The organism is Labrys sp. ALF-8 (assembly GCF_059699065.1).
The window spans coordinates 1287501-1311199 of record NZ_AP048537.1 but is presented as its reverse complement, the minus strand read 5'-3'; the positions used below and the strand labels follow the sequence as shown (position 1 = coordinate 1311199).

Sequence of the window (23699 nt, the reverse complement as noted above, 5' to 3'; positions counted from 1 at the left end):
CGACGTGAGCACCAACGCCCTTTCCTCCTTCTTTTCCGGCCTGCGCTGGCTCTATGTGCTGGCCCATGCGCTGATCGTCGCGGCGGCGAACTGGGCAGTGCAATATGTGGTGCCGGGCACGAACGAATTCCTGACCTGGGGCGCCTTCGTGTTCCCCTTCGCCTTCTTCATCACGGATCTGTGCAATCGTCGGCATGGCGTCGAGATGACGCGCAAGGTCGTGCTGGCCTCCTTCGTGATCGCAGTCGCGATTTCGTTCATCGCCGCCGATCCCCGCATCGCCATCGCGAGCGGCGTCGCCTTCATCTCGGGCCAGCTCGTGGATGCCCAGGTCTTCAACCGTTTCCGCCAGCATGCCTGGTGGGTGCCGCCTTCCATCTCCAACATCCTGGCTTCGACGGTGGATAGCACGCTGTTCTGGGTGCTCGCCTTCGCCGGCACGGATATGCCCTGGGTATCGCTGGGCCTCGCCGACTACGCCATCAAGATCGCCATGGTCTTCATCGTGATGCCTGTCTACGGCTATGTGGTATTCCGCGATCGTGTGGCGGCGGCCTGAACCGCAAGCGCGGACGTTCCCGTCCGCAACGCACTTGTGAACAGGTCGGAATAGAAAAAGGGCGCGAACCTCGCCGGTCGCGCCCATCTTTTTTGGGATCGCGGCTCAAGGCGCGGCTGGGAAATCCGCTCCCGAGGCTTGCTTTTACGGGCAACCCTTGGCGATCGCGTCCAGCGCCTGCGGCAGTCCGTTCAGCGAATACCGGTCGACCGTCTTGTTGCCGCGCCGGGAAGCGCCCTCGAACACGGCGTCGCGGCTCTTGCGCATGGTGCCGACCACGGTGCCTTCCTCGGCGGCGTTCTTCACCCAGGCATTTGAGCCCTTGGTGTAGAGGGTGAAGGTGGAGCGGCCGACCTTGAAGGAGGCGTCGCCACCATCCTTCATGCTGAAGCCGGTGATCATACTGATCTCGTTGCGCACGCCCTCGCCTGGGCGGCGGGTGATGAAGAGGGTGGCCGGGTCACGCTTCAGCTTGGCGGGCTTGCGGTCCTTCGGGCTGGTGATGGCAAAGCACGACTTGCTCTTGCCGTTGCCGTTGCTGAAGGCCTGCCAATCGCCGAACTGGCCGAGGGTCGCGGGCTGGGCGGCCCCGGCCTGGGCGGGAGCGGCTTCTGGTGCGGGCTTGCGTGGTGCTGCCAGGGCCGTACCGGAGAGAGCGACGATGGCGGCGATGAGCGTGATGCGAAGGGTGGGAGACATCATGCTGGCTCGATCGATTCCGAATGAGAGGGCAGAAAGCGGCGGCGTCCGACCCTTCTGAGTCGGCCGCCTCGCGCAACTGCGACGAAAGACAGGGATTCCGGCGAAAGTTCGACCGGAATACGATTCAACCTACCCCTCTGCGGTGAGCAAATGGTTAAATCTGATCGTTGCGCGCTCATGACGCGCTTGCGCCCGCACTTCGCCCGGCCACGAGCCAGTAGACCGTGCCTGCCACAACCCCGATGGCGAGCAGTCCGAGCAGCGCGTGATAGAGCAGGGCGATGGTGAAGATGCTGAGGCTCATCACCATGGGCGCCGCAGCGAAGGCGAGCGCCATGGACACCGCATAGAACATCCAGCTCGAACGCCCTGTCGCTTCCCCGATCACCGCGATCAGGGCTATCGGCGCCAGCCAGATCGTCAGCGTGGCGGTGAAGGCCTGCCTGATCGTCTCGCCGATGTCGGCGATGCGCTCTCCGGCAAGCACGTCGGCGAGGGTGCGCAGGCCGAGCGCTTCGGCGAAGGTAGCGAGGTCCTGGCCGAAATCACGGCTCGCCAGTCCCATGACCGCGACGACGAGCGCGGCGACCGCCGCAAGCGCCGCAGCGAAGACGACCAGAACGATCCGGTCGAAGAAGCTGATCACACGCGGCGGGCGGTAGGGAGCGGGGGATGAGGCCATCCGGCTCAGTATAGCGGCTCAAGAGCGGGTGGGCGAGTCCTCCCGGGGCGGACGGGATGTCCGCACACCCGGAACTACTCCTCCGCGCCATGCACGTAGAATGCCTCCACGGCCAGCTTCTTCATCGCATCGGCTTCGATGGCGAGCCTTTCGCGGGCGCGCATCTTCTGGCTTTCGCTCTTGAGCTGGCCGCAGGCAGCGAGAATGTCGCGGCCGCGCGGGGTGCGGATCGGCGAAGCGTAGCCGGCGTTGAACACCACGTCGGAGAAGGCCTCGATCTGCTCCCAGTCCGAGCATTCGTAGAACGTGCCGGGCCAGGGATTGAACGGAATGAGGTTGATCTTGGCGGGAATGCCCTTCAGCAGCTTCACCAGCGTCTTTGCCTCGGCGAGGCTGTCGTTCACGCCCTTCAGCATCACATATTCGAAGGTGATGCGGCGGGCGTTGGAGAGGCCGGCATAGTTGCGGCAGGCATCCAGCAGATCGGCGATCGGATACTTCTTGTTGAGCGGCACCAGTTCGTTGCGCAGGTCGTCGTTCGTTGCGTGCAGCGAGATGGCGAGTGCCGGGTTGATGCCCTCGCCGAGCGGGCCGATCATCGGCACCACGCCCGAGGTGGAGAGGGTGATGCGCCGGCGCGACAGGCACAGTCCGTCCTGGTCCGACATCGTCTTCAGGGCAGCGGTGACGTTGTCGTAGTTGTAGAGCGGCTCGCCCATGCCCATCATCACGACATTCGACACGAAACGCCCGCCGTCACGCGGTACGATCGCGCCCTCGGGCGGTTCCTGGCCGGGCCAGTCGCCCAGCCGGTCGCGCGCCACCAGGAGCTGGGCGACGATCTCGGCCGAGGTGAGGTTTCGCACGAGCTTCTGCGTGCCGGTATGGCAGAACGAGCAATTGAGCGTGCAGCCCACCTGGGAGGAGACGCACAGGGTGCCGCGGCTCTCATCCGGAATGTAGACGGTCTCGATTTCCGCGCCCTTGTCGGCCGGTCCGGTCGAGGGCATGCGCATCAGCCATTTGCGGGTGCCGTCGGCCGAGACCTGCTCGGCGATGATCTCTGGCCGGTCGAGCGTGTAATGCTCTTCCAACCTGGCACGCAGATGCTTGGAGACGTTCGTCATGGCGTCGAAGGAGGCGGCGCCGCGCACATAGAGCCAGTGATGAAGCTGGGCCACGCGCATCTTCGCCTCGGAGGCGGGTACGCCGATGGCGGTCAGCGCCTGGGCGAGTTCGGCGCGGTCCATCCCGGCGAGGGATGGTTTTGAAACGGGTATGGCGGCAACGGGCGCGAGGCTCGCCGCCGGTTCGAGCGAAAGGGCCGACATGGGAAATTCCTGATGTTGGCCGGGCCTATAGCACATAACGGGCTCGTACGGGAAGCGTGCCTCGGGGGGGGGCACGGGCATCCGCCCGACACTGGAAACCGGGCCCCGGGGGAGCCGGGCAGGATGTCCGTGCGCCCGCAAAAAGAAAACGGCACGGGTGTTGCCACCCGCGCCGCCTTCATTCCCTGCTCTGGATTTTTATCAGGCAGCAGCCTTCGTCTCGGTGGAGACGGAAGCAATCGTCTTCAGCACCTGCGAGGCGATCTGGTATGGGTCGCCCTGGGAGTTCGGGCGGCGATCTTCGAGATAGCCCTTGTAGTCGTTCTTGACGAAGGAATGGGGCACGCGGATCGAGGCGCCGCGGTCGGCAACGCCGTACGAGAACTTGTTCCACGGAGCGGTCTCATGCTTGCCGGTGAGGCGCATGTGATTGTCCGGGCCGTAGACGGCGATGTGGTCGTCGATGTTCGTCTCGAAGGCACCCATCAGCGCCTCGAAATAGGCCTTGCCGCCGACTTCGCGCATGAACTTCGTGGAGAAGTTGCAATGCATGCCCGAGCCGTTCCAGTCGGTATCGCCGAGTGGCTTGCAGTGCCATTCGATATCGATGCCATACTTCTCGGTGAGGCGCTGTAGCAGGTAGCGGGCCATCCAGACTTCGTCGGCGGCCTTTTTGGAGCCCTTGCCGAAGATCTGGAATTCCCACTGGCCCTTGGCGACTTCCGCGTTGATGCCTTCATGGTTGATGCCGGCCTCGAGGCAGAGCTCCAGGTGCTCTTCAACGATCTGGCGGGCGACGTCGCCGACATTCTTATAGCCGACGCCCGTGTAGTAGGGGCCCTGCGGAGCCGGATAGCCGTGCTCGGGGAAGCCCAGCGGGCGGCCGTCCTTGTAGAAGAAGTATTCCTGCTCGAAGCCGAACCAGGCCCCGTCATCGTCGAGAATGGTGGCGCGCGAGTTGGACGGATGCGGGGTGACGCCATCCGGCATCATCACTTCGCACATCACGAGGGCGCCGTTCTTGCGGGCCGGATCCGGATAGAGAGCGACGGGCTTCAGCACGCAGTCAGAGCTGCGGCCTTCGGCCTGCATGGTCGAGGAGCCATCGAAACCCCAAAGCGGGAGCTCTTCGAGCGACGGGAAGCGGTCGAATTCCTTGATCTGCGTCTTGCCGCGCAGGTTCGGCACCGGAGTGTATCCGTCGAGCCAGATATACTCGAGCTTGTACTTCGTCATTCGGGGTTCTCTCAGTTTTGATGCCACGCAACGGGGCCGGTTCAGCCGGACCGCCGATGGTTGGCCTCAAATAAGCAGGATGCGTGCCAAGTGGGCTAGTGAAGCGCTTTTGCCGCAGCCGGGCGGGCCGTGGCGGCATGATGGACCGCCGAGAGGGGGCGGGGAGTCCCGTCTCCGCCAACGCGTCGACGGCCCCGGCGTGCTTCTTCCGCCGCGATGTATGCAATTCCCGGATGCCAGCCCCGAAGGAACCTCGCGGCTCGCATTCGAGCCCCTCCGCCCTGCCGGCGATCCGCAATGCGTCCTCCATGGCACGAGCGCTCGGATCTGCGCCAATTTGCGCGCCACTTTGCCCAAAATCGCGGCATCACCTGACTCTCATGAGTCAAACCGCCGAAAAACCCGGCAACCGCCAAAATTGCCGCAACGCACCATGGCGTCCAAAAAAGCGAAAACCATCTTGATTATAATATAGGCAAACACTGCTTTAAATTGAGGCAATCTGTATAAATCGAGTGCAAGTTATGCTAGAAGTCCTTCTCAGATTTGGTGCGCCTGCGGGGTCTGCATCAAACCGAAGGAGATGAGCATGACTGCGAGTACGTATCGGGAGTCGGCCAAGATCTATGTGTTCCCCACGAGGACACGGACGGCTCCGACATTGAACCATGGCGAGGTCAAGCCGCTGGCTGCCCTCAACAGCAATCGCCTCCCGACCGTGGAATTCGGCTCGGGCTGGTACCACGACGCCGCGATCCAGGAAGCGGGGGAGACCAGGAAGCGCTGACTTCCTGGCACCGCCTGCCTGGGACCGCCGGCTGCCGGCCGGCGTGGAAACGCCAACTCATGAACGCAAGCAGGCGACACTTTCAATAAGTGTCGCGGAGTGACAGTTGCGGGCCGTCATCACAGGGGGCTGTGTCCGGCAGTCCGACGAATTCCCGCTTCCGCGCGAAACTCCTGCGCGCCCATTCCACTTGCTTCCTCCCGCCTGCCCACCGATACTCCCTTCCGTTCGCCACCCGCCGGGCGGCGCGGCGCTTTTCCTGCGCCGGCCCGCCATAATCAATTGTTTTTACGCATGAGCTGCGCCAAAAGGGCTGCACCTTTTGGCATCGTGCTCCAGGGAGAGAAGAAGATGGCCGACGCGAAGATGATGTCTCAGATGACCAGCAAGGGCGGCTTCATCGCCGCGCTCGACCAGAGCGGCGGCTCCACGCCCGGCGCACTGCGCCTGTATGGCATCGCCGACAACACCTATAGCGGCGACGAGGAGATGTTCCGCCTCATGCACGAGATGCGCGTGCGCATCATGACGGCCCCCGCCTTCTCCAGCGACAAGGTCATCGGCGCCATCCTGTTCGAGAAGACCATGGACGGCGAGGCCAAGGGCAAGCCTGTGCCGAGCTTCATGTGGGAAGATCGTGGCGTGGTGCCCTTCCTCAAGGTCGACAAGGGCCTTGCTGCCGAGGAAGACGGCGTGCAGGTGATGAAGCCGATGCCCGATCTCGATGCCCTGCTGGAGCGCGCCGTGAAGAAGGGCGTGTTCGGCACCAAGATGCGCTCGGTGATCGGCAAGGCCTCGAAGGCCGGCGTCGCCGCCGTGGTGAAGCAGCAATTCGAGGTGGGCAAGCAGATCCTGGGCCACGGCCTCATCCCGATCATCGAGCCGGAAGTTTCGATCAAGGCTGCCGACAAGCAGGAAGCCGAGGTCCTCCTGCGCGACGAGATCGTCAAGGAGCTCGACGCCTTGTCCGAGGGCACCAAGGTGATGCTCAAGCTCACCATTCCCACCGTGCCTGATTTCTACAAGCCGCTGGTCGACCACAAGGCCGTCGTCCGTGTCGTCGCGCTCTCCGGCGGCTACACCCGCGCGGACGCCTGCGAGAAGCTCAGCCACAATCACGGCATGATCGCCAGCTTCTCCCGCGCACTCACCGAAGACCTGCGTGTCAGCATGAGCGACGCGGAATTCGACGCCAGCCTCGGCAAGACAATCGACGAGATCTACAAGGCGAGCGTCAACAAGGTCTGAGGGCAGGCCTCCGCACCAGCGGTGCCAGCGTGAAAATCCGGGGCTGCGCCGATCGTCGGCGCAGCCCCGATTGCATTCTGACCTTCAGGGAAGAACGGTGTGGCGCTGGCGAAGCCGCCGGAACGGGGGCTCCCTGCGCTGTCCCTCAGTAATAGAAGCCCGGCCCCCAGACCGTCGCGAGTTCCAGGTTTGATTCCTGGTTCAGTTCCGCCGCCAGCACCTGCTCCTGGGCGATGTTCTGCTGGATCCGCAGTTGCTGGTACGATTGATAGGCGCCCTCATTGCCCGCATAGACGCATTGGCAGCCGGCCACATCGGCGTAGATGTAGTAGTTCTTGCTGCCCTTGGTCACGATGAACATCTTGTTCTGGGGCAGCGCCTGCGCCTTGGCGAGCTTGGCGGGCGTGTTGGCCTGGTTGCGGACGAATCCCGCCGCGGAGAGCCTTGCCTCTTTTTCGTCGACCTTTTCCGCCTTGATGGCGGCGCAGGATGAGACGGTAATCGCCAGAGCGATCGTGGTGAAGATGGTTGATGCCCGCATGGCGGTCCTGCCTCCTGTCATGGGTTGTGAGCGGGATCAGGCCGCCGCATACCGGCTGGCCGCCGTCGGGTGAAACCGCCATGCCGCCACGAGGCCCAGCAGGACGAAGAACGCCAGCGTGATACCCTGCGTGATCGTGAAGGGCGGTTCGGACGCCGTCGGAGCCGCGTCGTGCAGCACGCCGACCTTGCCGAAGGCCTGGGCGATCGCCACGAAGACGAGGAGGTAGAGGCTCGCGACCATGCCCCCCGCGTAGATCCAGCGCCAGAGCGCACCCTCGAGAAGACGGGTCTTGGCGAAGAGCACCGCCGCCAGGATGACCAGGGCGATGATGGCGACGATCACGGCGGGGGTCACGCCGGCCAGGGGCAGCACGAAGCCGGTGGCGCTGGTGAGGATGGCGGTGACGAGGAAGAACCAGATCGAGGCAGAGTTCGTCCGCGAGCGGAAGAGGTCCATGATGGCAGGTACGCCGGCGAGGATGGCGGCGATGCTGATGAGGGTGTGTACGACGATCAGTGTGACGGTGAGCGTGCTCATTGTGCCGGTCCCAGGCTGCGAGTGTAACGCGGCCCCACCTGATACGGAAAGAAAGGATGGTCTGGAGGCACAACAGATCTCTTTCTGGAGTTGACGTTCCGGAAAGCACCCCGCTGCGATGATCGCCCCCGCGACATCACGATCCGCAAGTAGAGCCGTCGATCTTTTACTGTTCATGTTCTCGGCAGGCGAGAACAGGAAAGCGCGGCGCTACTATAGGGCCGCTTTCTGGAATTATTCAAATAAAAACGAAGACAATGATGGCCAGCTGCTTTGGATGGCGCAACTTGATGCTTCGGACGCGCGATGAGGCCGGCTACGCGCGAATGATGCCAAGGGCGGCGAGGCCGGCCTCCCGACCGGCCCTCCCGATTCCAGCGGAAGCGGGCGTCCGGCTATTCCTTGCCAGAGTCCCGCCATGCCCGCTCGAACGGCAGGCGCCAGGCATGCGGTGCGATGAGCTGGTGGATCGACTTCGGCCCCCAGCCGCCCTGGTCGTACAGGCGCACGGGCGGCGGATTTTCGAGGAGGGGCTGGGAGACCTCCCACAGGCGCTCAATGCCTTCGGCGGTGGTGAACAGCGTGTGGTCGCCGCGCATCGCGTCCAGGATCAGGCGCTCATAAGCCTCCAGCACGTCGCCGATCATGCCCGTCTCGCTCATGGCGAACTGGAGGGAAAGCTTGTCGAGCCGGAAACCCGGGCCTGGGCGCTTGCCGTAGAAGGAGAGCGAAACCTTGGAGGCGTCCGCAAGGTCGAAGGTGAGATGGTCAGGCCCCTGCGCGCTCACGCCCGAGCCTTGCGGGAACATGCTCTTGGGCGGTTCGCGGAAGGCGATGGAGATGATGCGCTGGCCTTCGGCAAGTCGCTTGCCCGTGCGCAGGAAGAAGGGCACCCCGGCCCAGCGCCAGTTGTCGATGGCGCATTTGAGGGCGATGAAGGTCTCGGTGTCGCTCTCGGGATCGACGCCCTGCTCGTTGCGGTAGCCGATATACTGACCGCGCACCACGTCGCGCGGGTCGATCGGTACCATGGAGCGGAACACCTTGTTTTTCTCCTCCGAAATGGGCTGCGGTTCCAGCGCGGTGGGCGGCTCCATCGCCATGAAGGCGAGGATCTGGAAAAGGTGTGTCACCACCATGTCGCGATAGGCGCCGGTGGATTCGTAGAAGGCGGCGCGGCGGTCCAGGCCCAGCGTCTCCGGCACGTCGATCTGCACATGGTCGATGAAGTTGCGGTTCCAGATCGGCTCGAAGAGGCCGTTGGCGAAGCGGAAGGCGAGAATGTTCTGCGCCGGCTCCTTGCCGAGGAAGTGATCGATGCGGAAGATCTGGCTTTCGTCGAAGACGTCGTGGAGCTTCTTGTTCAGCGCCACGGCGCTGGCGAGGTCCGTGCCGAAGGGCTTCTCCATGATGATGCGGCAGCGCTCCACCAGCCCGGCCTGCGCGAGCAGCTGGACCGCCGAGAGCGCGGCGTTGGGCGGCACGGAGAGATAGTGAACGCGGCGGGTCTCGGTGCCCAGTTCCTCCTCGGCCCGATCGACCGCCTCCTTCAGCACGCCGGCGCCCGCCGCGAGCGGCACGTAGTCGAGCGAGGCGGCGAACGCCGCCCATTCGTCCGGCGTGAACTTGCGCGAAGAGAATTTCTCGAGCGATTCGCGGGCAATGGCGCGGAAGGCATCGGCGTCGATCTCGTCGAGCGAGACGCCGATGATGCGGCAGCCGGGAATGAAGCCCGCCTTGGTGAGATGGAAGAGGCCCGGCAGCAGCTTGCGCCGCGAGAGATCGCCCGTGGCGCCGACGAGCACGACGACCTGCGGAAAGCCGGGTCCGACCCGCGTTGAATTCTTCTGCAAAATACTCGTCCTTGCGTCTGCCGTTGCACCCTGGGGCGTGGGCTGCGTCTTCGCTGCGGCAGGCTTCCGCCGGGCGGCGGGTCTGGAGCCTGGAACGGTCACGCGAGCCTCACACCGGAATGAGCCTGGATAGGTGCATGGATGAGCATCGGGATCAAGGGGGAGGTCGAAAAACTGAGCGGCGGATAGTTAAGGCTGCCGGCAATCCCTCTCCGGCCTGGGGGCCGAATCCGCGACGCGCCCTTTGACCTCGGTCAAAACGCTGGTTCCGATACCGTCTAAAACTCTCCTCGCATCCCCTTGCGCTCCCTTGGGGCCTCACCACATCTCCTCCAGTGGGCGCCTTCGGGGCCCACAAATCGAATGGCGCTTGGGCGATGCTACGGGTCCCCGGGCGTGCAGGAAGGAAGAACCCATGAATTTCGAACGCTACACCGAACGGGCGCGTGGTTTCGTACAGTCAGCCCAGTCACTGGCGCTGCGCGAAGGCCACCAGCAATTCGCCCCGGAACATCTCCTCAAGGTGCTGCTCGACGACCCGGAAGGGCTCGCTGCCGGTCTGATCGACCGCTCGGGCGGCAATTCGCGCCAGGCGTTGAATGCCGTCGAGGCCGCAATCCGCAAATTGCCGAAGGTGCAGGGGGCGGGGGCCGGCCAGGTCTATCTCACGCCGCAACTCGCCCGCGTCTTCGAGGCTGCCGAAAAGGCCGCCGACAAGGCCTCCGACTCGTTCGTCACGGTGGAGCGGCTGCTGCTGGCGCTCACCATCGAAAAGGATTCGGAGGCAGGCAGGGCGCTCGCTACGGCCGGCGTGACGCCGCAGAACCTCAACAAGGCCATCGAGGCCCTGCGCAAGGGCCGCACGGCCGACAGCGCCACGGCCGAGAATGCCTATGACGCGCTGAAGAAATATGCCCGCGACCTGACGGCGGACGCGCGCGAGGGCAAGCTCGACCCGGTGATCGGACGCGACGAGGAAATCCGCCGCACCATCCAGGTCCTCTCCCGCCGCACCAAGAACAATCCGGTGCTGATCGGCGAGCCCGGCGTGGGCAAGACGGCGATCGTCGAGGGGCTGGCGCTGCGCATCATCAATGGTGACGTGCCCGAATCCCTCAAGGACAAGTCGCTGCTCGCCCTCGACATGGGCTCGCTCATCGCCGGCGCCAAATATCGCGGCGAGTTCGAGGAGCGGCTGAAATCCGTGCTCAACGAGGTGATGTCGGCCGAAGGCCAGATCATCCTCTTCATCGACGAGATGCACACGCTGGTCGGCGCGGGCAAGGGCGAGGGCGCCATGGACGCCTCGAACCTGCTCAAGCCCGCCCTCGCGCGCGGCGAATTGCACTGCGTCGGCGCCACCACGCTCGATGAATACCGCAAGCATGTCGAGAAGGATGCCGCGCTCGCCCGGCGCTTCCAGCCTGTCTTCGTCGAGGAGCCGACGGTGGAGGATACCATCTCCATCCTGCGCGGCCTCAAGGAGAAGTATGAGCAGCATCACAAGGTGCGGGTGACGGACAGCGCCATCGTGGCCGCCGCCACGCTGTCGAACCGCTACATCACCGACCGGTTCCTGCCGGACAAGGCCATCGACCTCATCGACGAGGCGGGGTCGCGCCTGCGCATGCAGGTCGATTCCAAGCCCGAGGAGCTCGACGAGCTCGACCGGCGCATCGTCCAGCTCAAGATCGAGCAGGAAGCGTTGAAGCGCGAGGACGACGATGCCTCCAAGGATCGGCTCGGCCGGCTCGAGAAGGAATTGGCAGACCTCGAGGAGCGCTCGGGTGCGCTTACCCAGCGCTGGAAGAGCGAGAAGGACAAGCTCGGCCGCGCCGCCGACCTCAAGGGCCAGCTCGACAAGGCCAAGAACGAACTCGCGGACGCCCAGCGTCGCGGCGAGTATCAGCGTGCCGGCGAGTTGACCTATGCCGTCATTCCGAAGCTCGAAAAGGAACTGGCGGATACCGAGGCGTCGGAGTCGAAGGGCAGCATGGTCGAGGAGGCCGTGACGGCCGACCACGTGGCGCAGGTCGTGTCACGCTGGACGGGCGTGCCGGTCGACAAGATGCTCGAGGGCGAGAAGGACAAGCTGCTGCGCATGGAAGACGTGCTGGCGACCCGCGTGGTCGGCCAGGGCGAGGCCGTACAGGCGGTGTCCACCGCAGTGCGCCGTGCCCGCGCCGGACTGCAGGATCCCAACCGGCCCATCGGTTCCTTTATCTTCCTCGGCCCCACGGGCGTCGGCAAGACGGAACTGACCAAGGCGCTCGCGAGCTTCCTGTTCGACGACGACACGGCGATGATCCGGCTCGACATGTCCGAATATATGGAGAAGCACTCGGTGAGCAGGCTCATCGGCGCGCCTCCTGGCTATGTCGGCTATGACGAAGGCGGTGCCCTGACCGAAGCCGTACGGCGCCGGCCCTACCAGGTGGTGCTGTTCGACGAGATCGAAAAGGCTCATCCGGACGTGTTCAACGTCCTCCTGCAGGTGCTCGACGACGGGCGGCTGACGGACGGGCAGGGGCGGACGGTCGACTTCCGCAACACGCTGATCATCATGACCTCGAACCTGGGCGCCGAATATCTGGTCAACCAGAAGGAAGGCGAGGATTCCGGCGCCGTGCGCGAGGAAGTCATGGCCGTGGTGCGCAGCCACTTCCGGCCGGAGTTCCTCAACCGCGTGGACGAGATCATCCTGTTCCATCGCCTGAAGAGGGCGCAGATGGGCGCGATCGTCGATATCCAGATGACGCGGCTGCAGAAGCTGCTCGACGAGCGCAAGATCACGCTCGAACTCGACGATGCGGCGCGCAGCTACCTCGCCGACAAGGGCTACGACCCTGCCTATGGTGCGCGCCCGCTGAAGCGTACGATCCAGAAGCTGGTTCAGGATCCTCTCGCCGAGATGATCCTTTCCGGCAAGGTGAAGGACGGCAGCCACATCCCGATCAGCGCGACGGGTTCGGGGCTGGTCATCGGCGGCAATGCGGTGAACGCCGTGGCAGCGTAACCCGGGAGCGCGGACGTAACGTCCGCCTCTCGAACCCGCACTGACGTAGGAAGAGGCGCGACCGACACGGCGCGCCTTTTTTGCAGGGACCGCAGGCGTCCCGCCTGCTGGTGAACATTCCAGCCAAGAGAAAAGGCGCGGCCTCCCGGTCGCGCCTTTCCTTTGAAGTCCGTCTCTTCCAAGGCGGCCGCGACGCGCGCGGCCGGAAGACAGCTCAGTCCTTCGATTCTTGGGTACCCCTGCGGATGCCTTCGAGGTTGATCCACAACGCAATGAGTGAGCAGATCGCGCCTGAGAGCAGATAGACGCCCGAGGCGGCAAGGCCGAAGAGCGAGGCGATGCCGAGTGCCACGAAGGGGGCGAAGCCGGCGCCGAACAGCCACGCGAGATCCGAGGTCAGCGCCGCGCCGGTGTAGCGGTACTGGATCGGAAAGGCCGAGTTCACGGCGCCCGAGACCTGGCCGAAGGTGAGGCCGAGCAGGATGAAGCCGCCGATCATGTAGGCGATCTCCCCGGTATTGCCCGCGTTCAGGAGCTGGGGCGCGTAGCCGCTGTAGATGGCGATGCCCATGGCGCACACGGCGATCAGGTTGCGCCGGCCGAAGCGGTCTGCGATCGGTCCGGAGGCAGCGATCGCCGCGACGCCGAACAGGGCGCTGATGATCTCGATGATCAGGAACTGGACCGGCGTCTCGTTGGTCTCCAGCACCACCCAGGCGAGCGGGAACACCGTCACCATGTGGAAGAGGGCGAAAGTGGCGAGCGGAGCGAAGGAGCCGATGATGATGTTGCGGCCTTGTTCCCTTACCGTCTCCTTGATCGGGGTGGGCTGCAGCTCCTGCGTCTGGAACAGCTCGGCATATTCAGGCGTGGCGACGATGCGCAGGCGTGAGAAGAGCGCCACGACATTGATGGCGAAGGCTACGAAGAAGGGGTAGCGCCAGCCCCAGTCCAGGAAATCCTCCGGGCTCAGCGTGGCATAGAAGAAGGCGAATAGGCCGCTGGCGACGATCAGCCCGAGCGGGGCGCCGAGCTGGGGAATCATCGCGTACCAGCCGCGCTGGCCTGCCGGCGCGTTCAGGCTCAGCAGGGAGGGCAGGCCGTCCCAGGTTCCGCCGAGCGCGATGCCCTGGCCGATGCGCAGGATGCAAAGCAGCGTGCCGGCCCAGGCGCCGATGGTAGCGTAGTTGGGCAGGAAGGCGATGGACGCCGTCGATCCGCCGAGCATGAAGAGCGCAATGGTCAGCTTGATCTCCCGGCCATAGCGCCGGTCGAACAGCGTGAAGAGCGCGGAGCCGAAGGGGCGGGCAATGAAGGCCAGGGCGAAGACGGCGAAGGAATAGAGCGTGCCGATCAGGGGCTCGACATGCGGGAAGGCGAGCTTCGGGAACACCAGGACCGAGGCGATGGCATAGACGAAGAAGTCGAAATACTCCGACGTTCGGCCGATGATCACACCGATGGCGATCTCGCCCGGTGCGATCGTGTGACGATGCGTGTCGGGCTGGCCAGGGTGCGTTGTGGTCGTCATGCTCATCATCTGTCGGCTTGCTCCTGGGCCTCTGTGTTGCGCCGGGCCGGAAGGGGCGGGAGGCTGGCCCACTATAGCACCGGATTCGATTTCTTGATCGGAGCCGATGCTACAGGTCTTTGGTGTCATATCTTTTGCGCCGAAAACGGCTACCCACTTTTCGGCACGGGACTCTTGGGGTTACCTTCTGCCGTCTTTGTGATGATATTGTCATTGGACAAAATGTCCAATGTGCATGCAGGAACCGGAGGCGTATCGGCACGACATGAGACAGCCATCCCATGCCCAGCACCATCGTGCCGAAAAGTGGACGCCGGTTTCCGGCGACAGCGGTGCGACCTCGAGAAACCGGTCCAAGCTTCGGCGCAGCCTTCTGGTGCTGCCCTTGCTGGGGCTTCTGACCGGCTGCAACGCCGTCGTCCTCGCTCCTTCCGGCGATATCGCCGCCCAGCAGCGCGATCTCCTGGTCTTCTCGACCTTCCTGATGCTGGTCATCATCATCCCGGTGATGGCGCTCACCATCCTGTTCGCCTGGCGTTACCGCCAGTCCAACAAGGCGGCCCGCTACGAGCCGGACTGGGATCACTCGACCCAGCTCGAGCTGGTTATCTGGGCCGCGCCGCTGCTCATCATCATCGTGCTCGGCGCGATCACGTGGACGGGTACCCATCTCCTCGATCCCTTCCGCCCGCTCGAGCGGGTGGCCGCGGGCAAGCCGGTGGCGAACGACGTGCAGCCGCTGGAAGTGCAGGTGGTCTCCCTCGACTGGAAGTGGCTGTTCATCTATCCGCAATACGGCATCGCCACCGTCAACGAGATGGCGGCACCGGTGGACCGGCCGATCAGCTTCAGGATCACCTCGTCGGCGGTGATGAACTCCTTTTATATACCGGCGCTGGCAGGCCAGATCTATTCCATGCCCGGCATGGAGACGAAGCTGCATGCCGTCATCAACCATCCGGGCGAATTCGAGGGCATCTCGGCCAATTACAGCGGCGCCGGCTTTTCGGGCATGAACTTCAAGTTCCATGGACTTGACCAGGCCGGCTTCGAGCAGTGGATCCAGAAGGCGAAGAGCACCGGCACGGGTGTGCTGGACCGCGCTGCCTACCAGTCCCTGGAGAAGCCCAGCGAGAACGAGCCCGTTCGCTACTACAGCGCCGTCGCCGAGGATCTCTACCATGCCATCGTGAACCTGTGCGTCGATCCCAGCAAGATGTGCATGGACAAGATGATGAGCGTTGACGCCAAGGGCGGCCTCGGCCTCGAGGGCGTCAACAACGTGCGCCCGCTGATCTATGACAAGTATGCACGCCGCGGATCGGTGCTGGGCCCCGACCCCTATTACGTCGCCGACTACTGCTCGGCACCGCGGCAGAGCGAACTCGACACCTGGAAGCAGTCCGTCCCGGCGCTGCGCAGCGCGCCCCAGAATCTGTCCCGTCCGCAAGCCCTCCGCCTGCCAGCCGAGCAGTCCGCTGCTCAGCGCGGCTAGTTGCAACCCAATATCGATCGGTCCTCGTCATGTCCTCTGACACGGTTGCAGTGAGCCCCATCTTTGGCCGCTTTACGCTCGAAGCCATCCCCTATCACGAGCCGATCCTGGTCGGCACTTTCATCATGGTCGCCCTCGGCGGCATCGCGGTGCTCGGCGCCATCACCTATTTCCGGCTCTGGGGCTATCTGTGGCGCGAGTGGATCACCAGCATCGACCACAAGCGCATCGGCATCATGTACCTGATCCTGGCGCTGATCATGTTCCTGCGCGGCTTCTCCGACGCCATCATGATGCGCGCGCAGCAGGCCATAGCCTTCGGCGACTCGCAGGGTTACCTGCCCGCCCACCATTACGACCAGGTCTTCACCGCCCATGGCGTGATCATGATCTTCTTCGTGGCGATGCCCTTCGTCACCGGCTTCATGAATTTCGTGGTGCCGCTGCAGATCGGCGCGCGGGACGTCGCCTTCCCCTTCCTGAACAACTTCTCCTTCTGGATGACGGCGTCGGGCTCCGTGATCGTGATGATGTCCCTGTTCGTCGGGGAGTTCGCCAAGACCGGCTGGCTCGCTTACCCGCCGCTGTCCGGCATCGCCTACAGTCCGGATGTCGGCGTCGACTATTACATTTGGGCCTTGCAGGTGGCGGGCATCGGCACGCTGCTGTCAGGCGTCAACCTCATCGCCACCATCGTTAAGATGCGCGCGCCCGGCATGACCATGATGAGGATGCCCGTCTTCACCTGGACGTCGCTGTGCACCAACGTCCTGATCGTTGCCGCCTTTCCGGTCCTGACGGCCGTGCTCGTGCTGTTGTCGCTCGACCGCTATGTCGGCACGAACTTCTTCACCAACGACCTCGGCGGCAATCCGATGATGTATGTGAACCTCATCTGGATCTGGGGTCATCCGGAGGTCTACATCCTCGTCCTGCCGGCCTTCGGCATCTTCTCGGAAGTCACCGCCACCTTCTGCGGCAAGAAGCTCTTCGGCTACACCTCCATGGTGTATGCCACGGTGGTGATCACCATCCTGTCTTATCTCGTCTGGCTGCACCACTTCTTCACCATGGGCTCGGGCGCCAGCGTCAACTCCTTCTTCGGCATCACCACGATGGTGATCTCCATCCCGACAGGCGCCAAGATCTTCAACTGGCTCTTCACCATGTATCGGGGACGCATCCGCTTCGAGCTGCCGATGATGTGGACGGTGGCCTTCATGCTGACCTTCGTGATCGGCGGCATGACGGGTGTGCTGCTGGCGGTGCCGCCCGCCGACTTCGTGCTGCACAATTCGCTGTTCCTGATCGCCCATTTCCACAACGTGATCATCGGCGGCGTGTTGTTCGGCATGTTCGCCGGCGTGAACTACTGGTTCCCCAAGGCCTTCGGCTTCAAGCTCGACCGCTTCTGGGGCCTGGTGTCGTTCTGGTTCTGGGTGGTGGGTTTCTGGGTGGCCTTCACGCCGCTCTACATCCTCGGCCTGATGGGGGTGACGCGGCGCCTGCGTCACTTCGACGATCCCTCCCTGCAGATCTGGTTCGTCATCGCCGCGCTGGGCGCCGTGCTGATCGCGATCGGTATCGCCGCCATGCTGATCCAATTCTATGTCAGCTTCCGCAAGCGCGAGCAGCTGCGCGACACGACGGGCGATCCCTGGAACGGCCGCACGCTGGAATGGTCGACCTCATCGCCGCCGCCGGCCTACAACTTTGCCTTCACGCCGGTGGTGCATGACCTGGATGCGTGGGCCGACATGAAAAAGCGCGGCTACAAGCGCCCTCTGGAGGGCTTCAAGCCGATCCATATGCCCAAGAACACGGGTACGGGAGCCATCCTGGCGTTGCTGTCCTCCGCCTTCGCGGTCGCCATGATCTGGTATGTGTGGTGGCTGGCGATCGCGAGTTTCGCGCTCGCCGTGGTGGTCGCCATCGGCCACACCTTCAATTATAACCGCAACTTCCATATTCCCGCCGAACAAGTGGTTGCCACCGAAAATGCGCGGACGCGCCTGCTCTCGGCGGGAGAATGATCATGTCGCAGAACACCATCCTCATCCCGGAGACCGGTTCACCGTCGCAGGACGAGGCGCCCGTCTTCTATCTCGCCGACGAGCACGACCATCCCGAGGGCTCGAGCACGATGCTCGGCTTCTGGATCTACCTGATGAGCGACTGCCTCATCTTCGCGATCCTGTTCGCCACCTTCGGCGTGCTCGGTGGCAACTATGCCGCCGGCCCTTCCCCCAGGGACTTGTTCGACCTGCCGCTCGTGGCGGTCAACACCTCGATGCTGCTGCTTTCCTCCATCACCTATGGCTTCGCCATGCTGTCGATGGTCGACAATCGCGTCGGGGCGACGCAGGGCTGGCTCGCCATCACGGCCCTGTTCGGCATGGCCTTCGTGGGCATCGAGCTCTATGAGTTCCACCACATGTTCTTGGAAGGCGCCACGCCCCAGCGCAGCGGCTTCCTCTCGGCGTTCTACACGCTGGTCTCCACGCACGGCCTGCACGTCACCACCGGTCTCATCTGGATGTTCACGCTGATGGTGCAGGTCGCCCGCTACGGTCTCACGGCCGCCAACCGCCGCCGCCTGATGTGCCTCAGCCTGTTCTGGCATTTCCTTGACGTGATCTGGATCGGCGTCTTCACCTTTGTCTATCTGATGGGGATCCTGCGATGAGCGCCCAAGCCCACCACCCAGACCCCCACCACGACGATCACGCGCCTTCGCACGGCACGCGCAAGAGCTACATCACCGGCTTCCTGCTGTCGGTGGTGCTGACCGCCATTCCCTTCTACCTGGTGATGAGCGGCGTGCTCTCTAATGTCACGACCTCGCTGATCATCATCGCCCTGGCGGTGATCCAGATCATCGTGCATATGGTCTACTTCCTGCACATGGACGCCAAGTCCGAGGGCGGCTGGAACCTGATGGCTCTCATCTTCACCGTCGTGCTGGTCGTGATCACGCTGAGCGGCTCGATCTGGGTGATGTACCATCTCGTCAACAACATGATGCCGGTTTCGGTGCACGACATGAGCCAGATGCCATGAGGCGGATCGCATGAGCAGCGAAGGTGACCGGGAGGACCGGTCACCACGCTCCGCCGGTGCCTTCGCCGGCGTGGTGGCCGCGCTCGTCGTGGCCATCGTCGTCTTCACGGGGCTCGGCCTGTGGCAGGTCGAACGCCGCGCCTGGAAGCTCGGGCTGATCGCCCAGATCGATGCCCGCATCCATACCGCGCCGGCTCTCGCTCCGGGCCCCGAAAGCTGGCCTGCCATCGATGCCGGCAAGGACGCCTACCGCCACGTGCAGGTTGCCGGCTCGTTCCTGGACGTTCCTCCCGTCTTCACCCAGGCCACGACCGCTTATGGCGGCGGCTATTGGGTTCTCTCGCCGCTCAAGACGAACCAGGGCTTCGTGGTGCTGGTCAATCGAGGCTTCGTGTTGCCGGAACAGCGAGGGGCGGTGAACAGCGCTGCCGGGCCGGCGGAGGTCGCGGGTCTTCTGCGAATCAGCGAGCCCGGAGGCGGATTCCTGCGCAGCAACGATCCCGATGCCGATCGCTGGTATTCGCGCGACGTGGGCGCCATCGCCCGAAAACGCGCCCTCAAGGACGTCGCGCCCTATTTCGTCGACGCCGACGGGAAGGGCCCCGATGCCGTGCCGGCAGGCGGGCTCACCGTGGTGGACTTGCCGAACAATCATCTCGTCTATGCGCTGACATGGTTCGGCCTGGCGATCCTGTCGCTCGGCGGGCTGTTCTACCTCGTTCGCGACGAGCGCAGCGTGAGGCGAGGGTAGCTCCGCGGCGCCTCACCGCATTCGCCGCTTTTCAAGTTTGCGTGCCAGCGTCCGGCGGTGCATGCCGAGGCGCCGGGCCGTTTCGGAGATGTTGAACTGGGTATCGACCAGCGTCTCGTGGATGCGTTCCCATTCGAGGTTCTTGAGCGAGGTCGGCGCGTCGCTGGTGGGCACGCTGGTGTCTCCGTCGCTGCGCTGGAAGGCCGCCTCGATATCGTCGGTGTTCGAGGGCTTGGCGAGATAGTGGCAGGCGCCCAGTTTGATGGCCTCGACCGCGGTCGCGATGCTCGCAAAGCCGGTGAGCACCACGATCTTCATGTCGGCATCGTGCATATGGAGAGCCTTGACGCATTCGAGGCCCGAGCCGCCGGCGAGCTTGAGATCGACCACGGCGTAGTCTGGCGAGTACTGCTCCAGGAGCGTCCGCACCTCTTCCAGACCGATGGCGAGATGCACGGCATAGTCACGGCGCTCGAAGGAGCGGCGCAGGGCGCGCGCGAAGGACGCATCGTCCTCCACGATCAGCAGCGTGCGTTCAGGCTCCATCGGCCTCTCCTGCCTCGCCCGGGGAAAGCGCGGCGAGGGGCAGCGCCAGTTCCACCAGCGCACCGCCGGTTATTTCGTTGCGTGCCGTCACCGTGCCTCCGAGCTTGCGCACGACGTTCACCACCAGAAAGAGGCCGAGCCCGCCGCCCGGCCGATTCTTGCTCGAATTATAGGGTTTGCCGAATTGGTCCAGCACTTCCCTGTCGAATCCCGGCCCCGCATCCCTGACCTGCAGCACGATCATGTCATCGCGACGTTCCAGGGTGACCCCCAGCCACCTTGGAGAGGCCTCCACGGCATTGTCGAACAGATTGAAGACGATCTGCTTGAGGGCGGAATCGGAGACGATCGCCTCGTCTGCGCCGAAAGCGTTCTCGTAATCGAACCAGGCGGGGGAGCGATGGGCGCGCCATTCATCCACCAGGCCGTCGAAGAAGGTGTTGACGCTCGTGCGCAGCGTGCCTTCGCCGCGCGCTTCGCCCGATGACATCAGGATGCCGGTGACGATCGCCTTGCAGCGATCGAGCTGGCTGCGCATCTCCTGGAGTTCTTGCGCCACTTCGCCGTCTTCACGGAACATCGGCATGCGCTGCCAATCGCTGAGAATCACCGAAAGCGTTGCGAGAGGCGTCCCGAGTTCATGCGCCGCGCCGGAGGCGAGCAGGCCCATGCGAACGATGTGGTCTTCCTCGGCCGATTGCTGGCGCAGGCGTGCCAGATAGGTATCGCGGGCCCGCAGGTTACGGTCGATCCGGGTGACGAAGAAGACCAGCAGGCTCGCCGCCAGCACGAAGCAGATGAACAGCCCCTGCGTCCGCAAATTGGAGAGGCCGCCGCCGGCCTGGAGCGGGATCGCGATAGGCTGGTTGTAGGTGGTGAGGCCGATGAAGCAGACGCTCGTGATGCCGAGCAGCGCCCAGATCGACCATGCCTCCAGAAGCACGGCGCCGATGATGACCTGTAGGAGATAGAGATAGATGAAAGGGTTCGAAGCGCCGCCGCTGAGATAGAGCTGGACGGTCAGGGCTGCGACGTCGAGCAGCAGCTCGAGAAAGAGCTCCGTATTGCTCACCGCGTCCTGGCTACGATAGCGCAGCAGGCTGACCACGTTGAGCGCCACCAGGAAGACGATGACGGCTGCCATCTCGATGAGAGGCAGCGCAATGCCGAGCGCGAGATCGACGAAGAGGATGGTGACGACCTGCCCGATCACCGCGAGCCACCGCAGCTGGATCAGCAGGTAGAGATTTTTCTTGTTGGTGGTGTCCTGGATGGAATTCATGAGGGTGTTCTGGCATGCCGGCAGCGCTGGCGAAAGCATCCCGGCAAGATAGCCGGCCGTCCCTCAGGTCTTGCTGCTGCCGCTGGCGATTTCCGCCACCGGTGCCTTGCTCATCAGGCCGTCGATACGCTCGCGCTCCTGTTTGAACGCGACGAGCATGTCGCCGTTGAGCTCACGGCCCTGTGGCAGCTTGATGCGCATGGGGTCGACGAAGCTGCCGTTGATCTTCACCTCGTAGTGAATGTGCGGGCCGGTCGCCAGGCCCGTCATGCCGAGATAACCGATCACCTGGCCCATGGTGACCGGCGCCCCCACCACGGAGGTACGGGTGAAGCCGCTCATGTGCGAATAGGTGGTGACATAGCCGTTGGCGTGCTGGATCTCGATGTGACGGCCATAACCGTTGGTCCAACCGGCCTTGATGATGGTCCCGTTGCCCGTGGCGCGGATCGGCGTGCCGATCCTGTCGGCCCAGTCCACGCCGGTATGCATCTTGTAGTAGCCCAGGATCGGGTGGCGCCGCATGCCGAAGGTGGAGCGCATCTCGCCGGCGTCGATGGGCTTGCGGGTCAGGAACTTGCGCGCCGACTTGCCGTCCTCGTCGTAATAGTCGACCTTGCCGTCGTCCGGGCTCTGGAAGCGGTAATAGCGCTTGAGCTCGCCCCCGACATTGAGGGCGGTGTAGAGAATGTCGCCGACAGGCTTGCCGCTATCGTCCTGCTCGTAGAAGAGTTCGAAATTGTCGCCCGGCCTGCTGTGGCGGGTGAGATCGACGTCATAGGCATAGATATGCATCAGGCGGTCGATCATGTCCTTCGGCACCTGCTGCTTCAGGGCCGTCTCGTAGATCGAGTAGTAGAGCCTGAGTCCCGTGCCGCTATCGTCGTCGCCGCTGTCCGTGTTGTCGTTCTGGTTGTCCTGGGCATTGGCCGCGATGTCGGTGGAGGTCGGATCCTGCACCGAGACATAGTCGCCCGTGTCGGAAAGCACGACAGTCCCGAGATGCTTGTCGGCATTGTAGACCGAAAGGCGCACGGGACGGGGCTTGTCGTCGTCCTCGCCCGCGGGCGCCACCAGCACGCGCAGGCGCAGGCCGCCATGCAGCTTGCCGGCATCGCCGAGCGCCTTGGCGATCTCGTCGACCTCCTGGTCGGTGGCACCGAGGCCACCGAGGATGGAGGCGAGCGTATCCTTGTCGCCGACCGGGATGGTCTGCTCCTTCGAGCTGACCTCGCCGGCGGTCTTGCCTACATTGGTGAAGTTCTCGGGGACGATGGTGATCTTCAGCGCCGAATCGGGATCGGTCTGCACGTCCGTTTCGCGAAGCGCGGTGAGATCCGGGCTTTCGGCATCGTCGTCATTGGCAAGTGCCACGAATTGCGGCGGGATATTCGTGGAGGGATCGGCGCCCTGGCTTTGCGCGCGCACCAGGGCAGCGACCTGCTCATCGGGTAGGAGAGGACCGGAGGCAGGCTCGAAATTCACGTCGGCGAGATCGCGGTTGGCCACCGTCACCTCGCCGTCGTCGTTCGGCGCCTGCTGCGGGGGCTGCTCCGCCGCCGGGGCCAGCGCGGCGTCTGGATCGGCCGCCAGCGCCTGCTGGTTGTAGGCGGGTACCTGGGAAGCTAGGCTCCCCGATGCCATCTGCAGGCTCGCGAGCACCCGCGCGAAGGGCTTCACCTTGATGACGTCCTTGTCCCCGACCTTCGTGGTGGTGGAGATACGGATGACCTGATGGGCTTCCATAGTGTCGGTCTGGATCAGGATCCGATCCGACTTCTGGCTGGTGTTGGTCTGCGTCTCGCTGTCCCGGGCTACGCCGGGAGCCGTCTGCGGCAGGCTGGCGACACTGTATTCGCCGTCGAGGGCCGCGTAGACCGCTCCGCCCATCAGGCCGGCGCCGAATAGGCCCGTGAGGATCGTGCCGGTGAGCCAGCGCAGCGAGACCTTGCGGCGATCGGGTGCGCGCCCGCCATCGGCCGACAGGGGCGGCTGCGTTCCGGGGTCCGTCGCCCCGTAGCGGTCCTGACGCATATCCCTGTAGGCCGATCGTGGAGACAAAATCGATTATTCCGCCAAATACGCTGAACCCTCAGGCGGGCCGCTATTGTATAGAAGATCGCCCAATCCTGGGCGCGGACGGTGCCTCAGACAAGGGCGCTGGTCAATTCCAGATCCATCTTAACCCCTGATCAATTGGGCCGAAGTGGGGCAAGGGGCAAGAATCTGGCGATTCCGGGTGCGAATCTGCTGTTGCATACTAAGGAATCGCGCCCGCGAGAGGAAACACCGGGCCGCCGCGCGACGAGGCTTGAGGGAAAAGGAGCGCCCAAATGGGCACGCATGCCGGGCTGGAAAGGGCGACGAATGGCGGCCGGGAACCGTTCCTTTCGCTCCTGATCGCGGTTTGCCCGCAGCCGCACGAATGCTGGAGGGGAGGAAGAGGGGCTCAGGGCGTCCGTGTGGTGTCCGGCGGAACGCAAAAGCCGTCCCGCAAAAAAGTCGAGCCGGCGAAGAGATGGATCGCACATTCAAATCT

At 64.0% G+C, this 23699-nt stretch carries 21 protein-coding genes (1 of these 21 only partly in view); 10 read left to right on the top strand and 11 right to left on the bottom strand.

The genetic code is table 11. The features are described 5' to 3' along the window. The first annotated feature begins 4 nt into the window (after positions 1-4). The gene (locus tag AC6H34_RS05965) at positions 5-559 is read left to right on the top strand and encodes a VUT family protein (RefSeq protein ID WP_497538195.1); all 555 of its coding nucleotides are present in this window, start codon (positions 5-7) and stop codon (positions 557-559) included. Between the two features lie 144 nt (positions 560-703). Here the strand turns inward: AC6H34_RS05965 and AC6H34_RS05960 are convergent, their stop codons facing one another. The 4 genes from AC6H34_RS05960 to AC6H34_RS05945 all read right to left on the bottom strand — a co-directional run bounded on the left by AC6H34_RS05960 (position 704) and on the right by AC6H34_RS05945 (position 4510). Then, positions 704-1261: an invasion associated locus B family protein gene (locus tag AC6H34_RS05960; protein ID WP_497538194.1), complete on the bottom strand. Its 558-nt coding sequence runs from the start codon at positions 1259-1261 to the stop codon at positions 704-706. Between the two features lie 175 nt (positions 1262-1436). Further along, positions 1437-1943 (bottom strand): hypothetical protein, encoded by a 507-nt coding sequence (locus AC6H34_RS05955; RefSeq protein WP_448150888.1) that lies wholly within the window; start codon positions 1941-1943, stop codon positions 1437-1439. A gap of 74 nt (positions 1944-2017) precedes the next feature. After that, complete coding sequence (gene rlmN, locus AC6H34_RS05950; RefSeq protein ID WP_448150889.1) at positions 2018-3310, bottom strand: dual-specificity RNA methyltransferase RlmN; 1293 nt, start codon at positions 3308-3310, stop codon at positions 2018-2020. Positions 3311-3475: 165 nt separating this feature from the next. Beyond that, complete coding sequence (locus AC6H34_RS05945; protein ID WP_448150890.1) at positions 3476-4510, bottom strand: glutamine synthetase beta-grasp domain-containing protein; 1035 nt, start codon at positions 4508-4510, stop codon at positions 3476-3478. A 589-nt stretch (positions 4511-5099) separates the two neighbouring features. Between AC6H34_RS05945 and AC6H34_RS05940 the strand changes: the two genes are divergently transcribed. Both AC6H34_RS05940 and AC6H34_RS05935 read left to right on the top strand, forming a co-directional pair. Continuing rightward, the gene (locus AC6H34_RS05940) at positions 5100-5297 is read left to right on the top strand and encodes a DUF2735 domain-containing protein (protein WP_448150891.1); all 198 of its coding nucleotides are present in this window, start codon (positions 5100-5102) and stop codon (positions 5295-5297) included. A 351-nt stretch (positions 5298-5648) separates the two neighbouring features. Further along, entirely contained in the window at positions 5649-6545 is an 897-nt protein-coding gene (locus AC6H34_RS05935; RefSeq protein ID WP_448150892.1) for a fructose bisphosphate aldolase, read from the top strand. Between the two features lie 145 nt (positions 6546-6690). On the opposite strand, the gene AC6H34_RS05930 is transcribed toward AC6H34_RS05935, so the two are convergent. The 3 genes from AC6H34_RS05930 to zwf all read right to left on the bottom strand — a co-directional run bounded on the left by AC6H34_RS05930 (position 6691) and on the right by zwf (position 9479). Next, on the bottom strand, positions 6691-7086 hold the full coding sequence (locus tag AC6H34_RS05930) for a hypothetical protein (RefSeq protein ID WP_448150893.1): 396 nt from the start codon (positions 7084-7086) through the stop codon (positions 6691-6693). A gap of 36 nt (positions 7087-7122) precedes the next feature. Then, positions 7123-7626 carry a hypothetical protein gene (locus tag AC6H34_RS05925; protein ID WP_448150894.1) on the bottom strand — a complete coding sequence of 168 codons (504 nt, stop codon included), beginning with the start codon at positions 7624-7626 and terminating at the stop codon, positions 7123-7125. Between the two features lie 395 nt (positions 7627-8021). Next, the gene (zwf, locus tag AC6H34_RS05920) at positions 8022-9479 is read right to left on the bottom strand and encodes a glucose-6-phosphate dehydrogenase (protein WP_448150895.1); all 1458 of its coding nucleotides are present in this window, start codon (positions 9477-9479) and stop codon (positions 8022-8024) included. Between the two features lie 415 nt (positions 9480-9894). Between zwf and clpB the strand changes: the two genes are divergently transcribed. After that, on the top strand, positions 9895-12495 hold the full coding sequence (gene clpB / locus AC6H34_RS05915; protein ID WP_448150896.1) for an ATP-dependent chaperone ClpB: 2601 nt from the start codon (positions 9895-9897) through the stop codon (positions 12493-12495). Between the two features lie 214 nt (positions 12496-12709). Here clpB and AC6H34_RS05910 read toward each other — a convergent pair whose 3' ends face one another. Then, positions 12710-14026, bottom strand: a complete 1317-nt coding sequence (locus AC6H34_RS05910) for an MFS transporter (RefSeq protein ID WP_448150897.1) — start codon at positions 14024-14026, stop codon at positions 12710-12712. Positions 14027-14291: 265 nt separating this feature from the next. Between AC6H34_RS05910 and cyoA the strand changes: the two genes are divergently transcribed. Genes cyoA through AC6H34_RS05885 form a run of 5 tightly spaced genes read left to right on the top strand, consistent with a single transcriptional unit; the run spans position 14292 to position 19332 of the window. Beyond that, a complete protein-coding gene (gene cyoA, locus AC6H34_RS05905) occupies positions 14292-15521 on the top strand; it encodes a ubiquinol oxidase subunit II (protein WP_497538193.1) in 1230 nt (409 codons plus the stop codon). A gap of 29 nt (positions 15522-15550) precedes the next feature. Beyond that, entirely contained in the window at positions 15551-17554 is a 2004-nt protein-coding gene (gene cyoB, locus AC6H34_RS05900; RefSeq protein WP_497538192.1) for a cytochrome o ubiquinol oxidase subunit I, read from the top strand. A 2-nt stretch (positions 17555-17556) separates the two neighbouring features. After that, on the top strand, positions 17557-18207 hold the full coding sequence (gene cyoC / locus AC6H34_RS05895) for a cytochrome o ubiquinol oxidase subunit III (protein ID WP_497538191.1): 651 nt from the start codon (positions 17557-17559) through the stop codon (positions 18205-18207). Continuing rightward, positions 18204-18581 (top strand): cytochrome o ubiquinol oxidase subunit IV, encoded by a 378-nt coding sequence (gene cyoD / locus AC6H34_RS05890; protein WP_448150900.1) that lies wholly within the window; start codon positions 18204-18206, stop codon positions 18579-18581. The genes cyoC and cyoD overlap by 4 nt, the downstream gene beginning before the upstream one ends. A gap of 10 nt (positions 18582-18591) precedes the next feature. Next, positions 18592-19332: an SURF1 family protein gene (locus tag AC6H34_RS05885; protein WP_497538190.1), complete on the top strand. Its 741-nt coding sequence runs from the start codon at positions 18592-18594 to the stop codon at positions 19330-19332. Positions 19333-19344: 12 nt separating this feature from the next. On the opposite strand, the gene AC6H34_RS05880 is transcribed toward AC6H34_RS05885, so the two are convergent. From AC6H34_RS05880 to AC6H34_RS05870, 3 genes are all read right to left on the bottom strand, one after another. Beyond that, the gene (locus AC6H34_RS05880) at positions 19345-19878 is read right to left on the bottom strand and encodes a response regulator transcription factor (protein ID WP_448150902.1); all 534 of its coding nucleotides are present in this window, start codon (positions 19876-19878) and stop codon (positions 19345-19347) included. After that, entirely contained in the window at positions 19868-21160 is a 1293-nt protein-coding gene (locus tag AC6H34_RS05875) for an ATP-binding protein (RefSeq protein WP_448150903.1), read from the bottom strand. The genes AC6H34_RS05880 and AC6H34_RS05875 overlap by 11 nt, the downstream gene beginning before the upstream one ends. A gap of 63 nt (positions 21161-21223) precedes the next feature. Beyond that, positions 21224-23221 (bottom strand): peptidoglycan DD-metalloendopeptidase family protein, encoded by a 1998-nt coding sequence (locus AC6H34_RS05870; protein ID WP_497538189.1) that lies wholly within the window; start codon positions 23219-23221, stop codon positions 21224-21226. 272 nt (positions 23222-23493) lie between these two features. On the opposite strand from AC6H34_RS05870, the gene AC6H34_RS05865 reads away from it, so the two are divergent. Continuing rightward, positions 23494-23699, top strand: the 5' portion of a protein-coding gene (locus AC6H34_RS05865) for a hypothetical protein (protein ID WP_497538188.1). Its footprint extends 91 nt past the window's final position; 206 of the gene's 297 nt are visible here — the first part of the coding sequence; the start codon lies at positions 23494-23496; the stop codon falls past the right edge of the window.

Excerpts from the sequence above, each read along its gene's own strand:
- AC6H34_RS05960 (WP_497538194.1), bottom strand. The coding sequence starts at position 1,261 with ATGATGTCTCCCACCCTTCGCATCACGCTCATCGCCGCCATCGTCGCT.
- AC6H34_RS05955 (WP_448150888.1), bottom strand. The coding sequence starts at position 1,943 with ATGGCCTCATCCCCCGCTCCCTACCGCCCGCCGCGTGTGATCAGCTTC.
- rlmN (WP_448150889.1), bottom strand. The coding sequence starts at position 3,310 with ATGTGCTATAGGCCCGGCCAACATCAGGAATTTCCCATGTCGGCCCTT.
- AC6H34_RS05945 (WP_448150890.1), bottom strand. The coding sequence starts at position 4,510 with ATGACGAAGTACAAGCTCGAGTATATCTGGCTCGACGGATACACTCCG.
- AC6H34_RS05940 (WP_448150891.1), top strand. The coding sequence starts at position 5,100 with ATGACTGCGAGTACGTATCGGGAGTCGGCCAAGATCTATGTGTTCCCC.
- AC6H34_RS05935 (WP_448150892.1), top strand. The coding sequence starts at position 5,649 with ATGGCCGACGCGAAGATGATGTCTCAGATGACCAGCAAGGGCGGCTTC.
- AC6H34_RS05930 (WP_448150893.1), bottom strand. The coding sequence starts at position 7,086 with ATGCGGGCATCAACCATCTTCACCACGATCGCTCTGGCGATTACCGTC.
- AC6H34_RS05925 (WP_448150894.1), bottom strand. The coding sequence starts at position 7,626 with ATGAGCACGCTCACCGTCACACTGATCGTCGTACACACCCTCATCAGC.
- clpB (WP_448150896.1), top strand. The coding sequence starts at position 9,895 with ATGAATTTCGAACGCTACACCGAACGGGCGCGTGGTTTCGTACAGTCA.
- AC6H34_RS05910 (WP_448150897.1), bottom strand. The coding sequence starts at position 14,026 with ATGACGACCACAACGCACCCTGGCCAGCCCGACACGCATCGTCACACG.
- cyoA (WP_497538193.1), top strand. The coding sequence starts at position 14,292 with ATGAGACAGCCATCCCATGCCCAGCACCATCGTGCCGAAAAGTGGACG.
- cyoB (WP_497538192.1), top strand. The coding sequence starts at position 15,551 with ATGTCCTCTGACACGGTTGCAGTGAGCCCCATCTTTGGCCGCTTTACG.
- cyoC (WP_497538191.1), top strand. The coding sequence starts at position 17,557 with ATGTCGCAGAACACCATCCTCATCCCGGAGACCGGTTCACCGTCGCAG.
- cyoD (WP_448150900.1), top strand. The coding sequence starts at position 18,204 with ATGAGCGCCCAAGCCCACCACCCAGACCCCCACCACGACGATCACGCG.
- AC6H34_RS05885 (WP_497538190.1), top strand. The coding sequence starts at position 18,592 with ATGAGCAGCGAAGGTGACCGGGAGGACCGGTCACCACGCTCCGCCGGT.
- AC6H34_RS05880 (WP_448150902.1), bottom strand. The coding sequence starts at position 19,878 with ATGGAGCCTGAACGCACGCTGCTGATCGTGGAGGACGATGCGTCCTTC.
- AC6H34_RS05875 (WP_448150903.1), bottom strand. The coding sequence starts at position 21,160 with ATGAATTCCATCCAGGACACCACCAACAAGAAAAATCTCTACCTGCTG.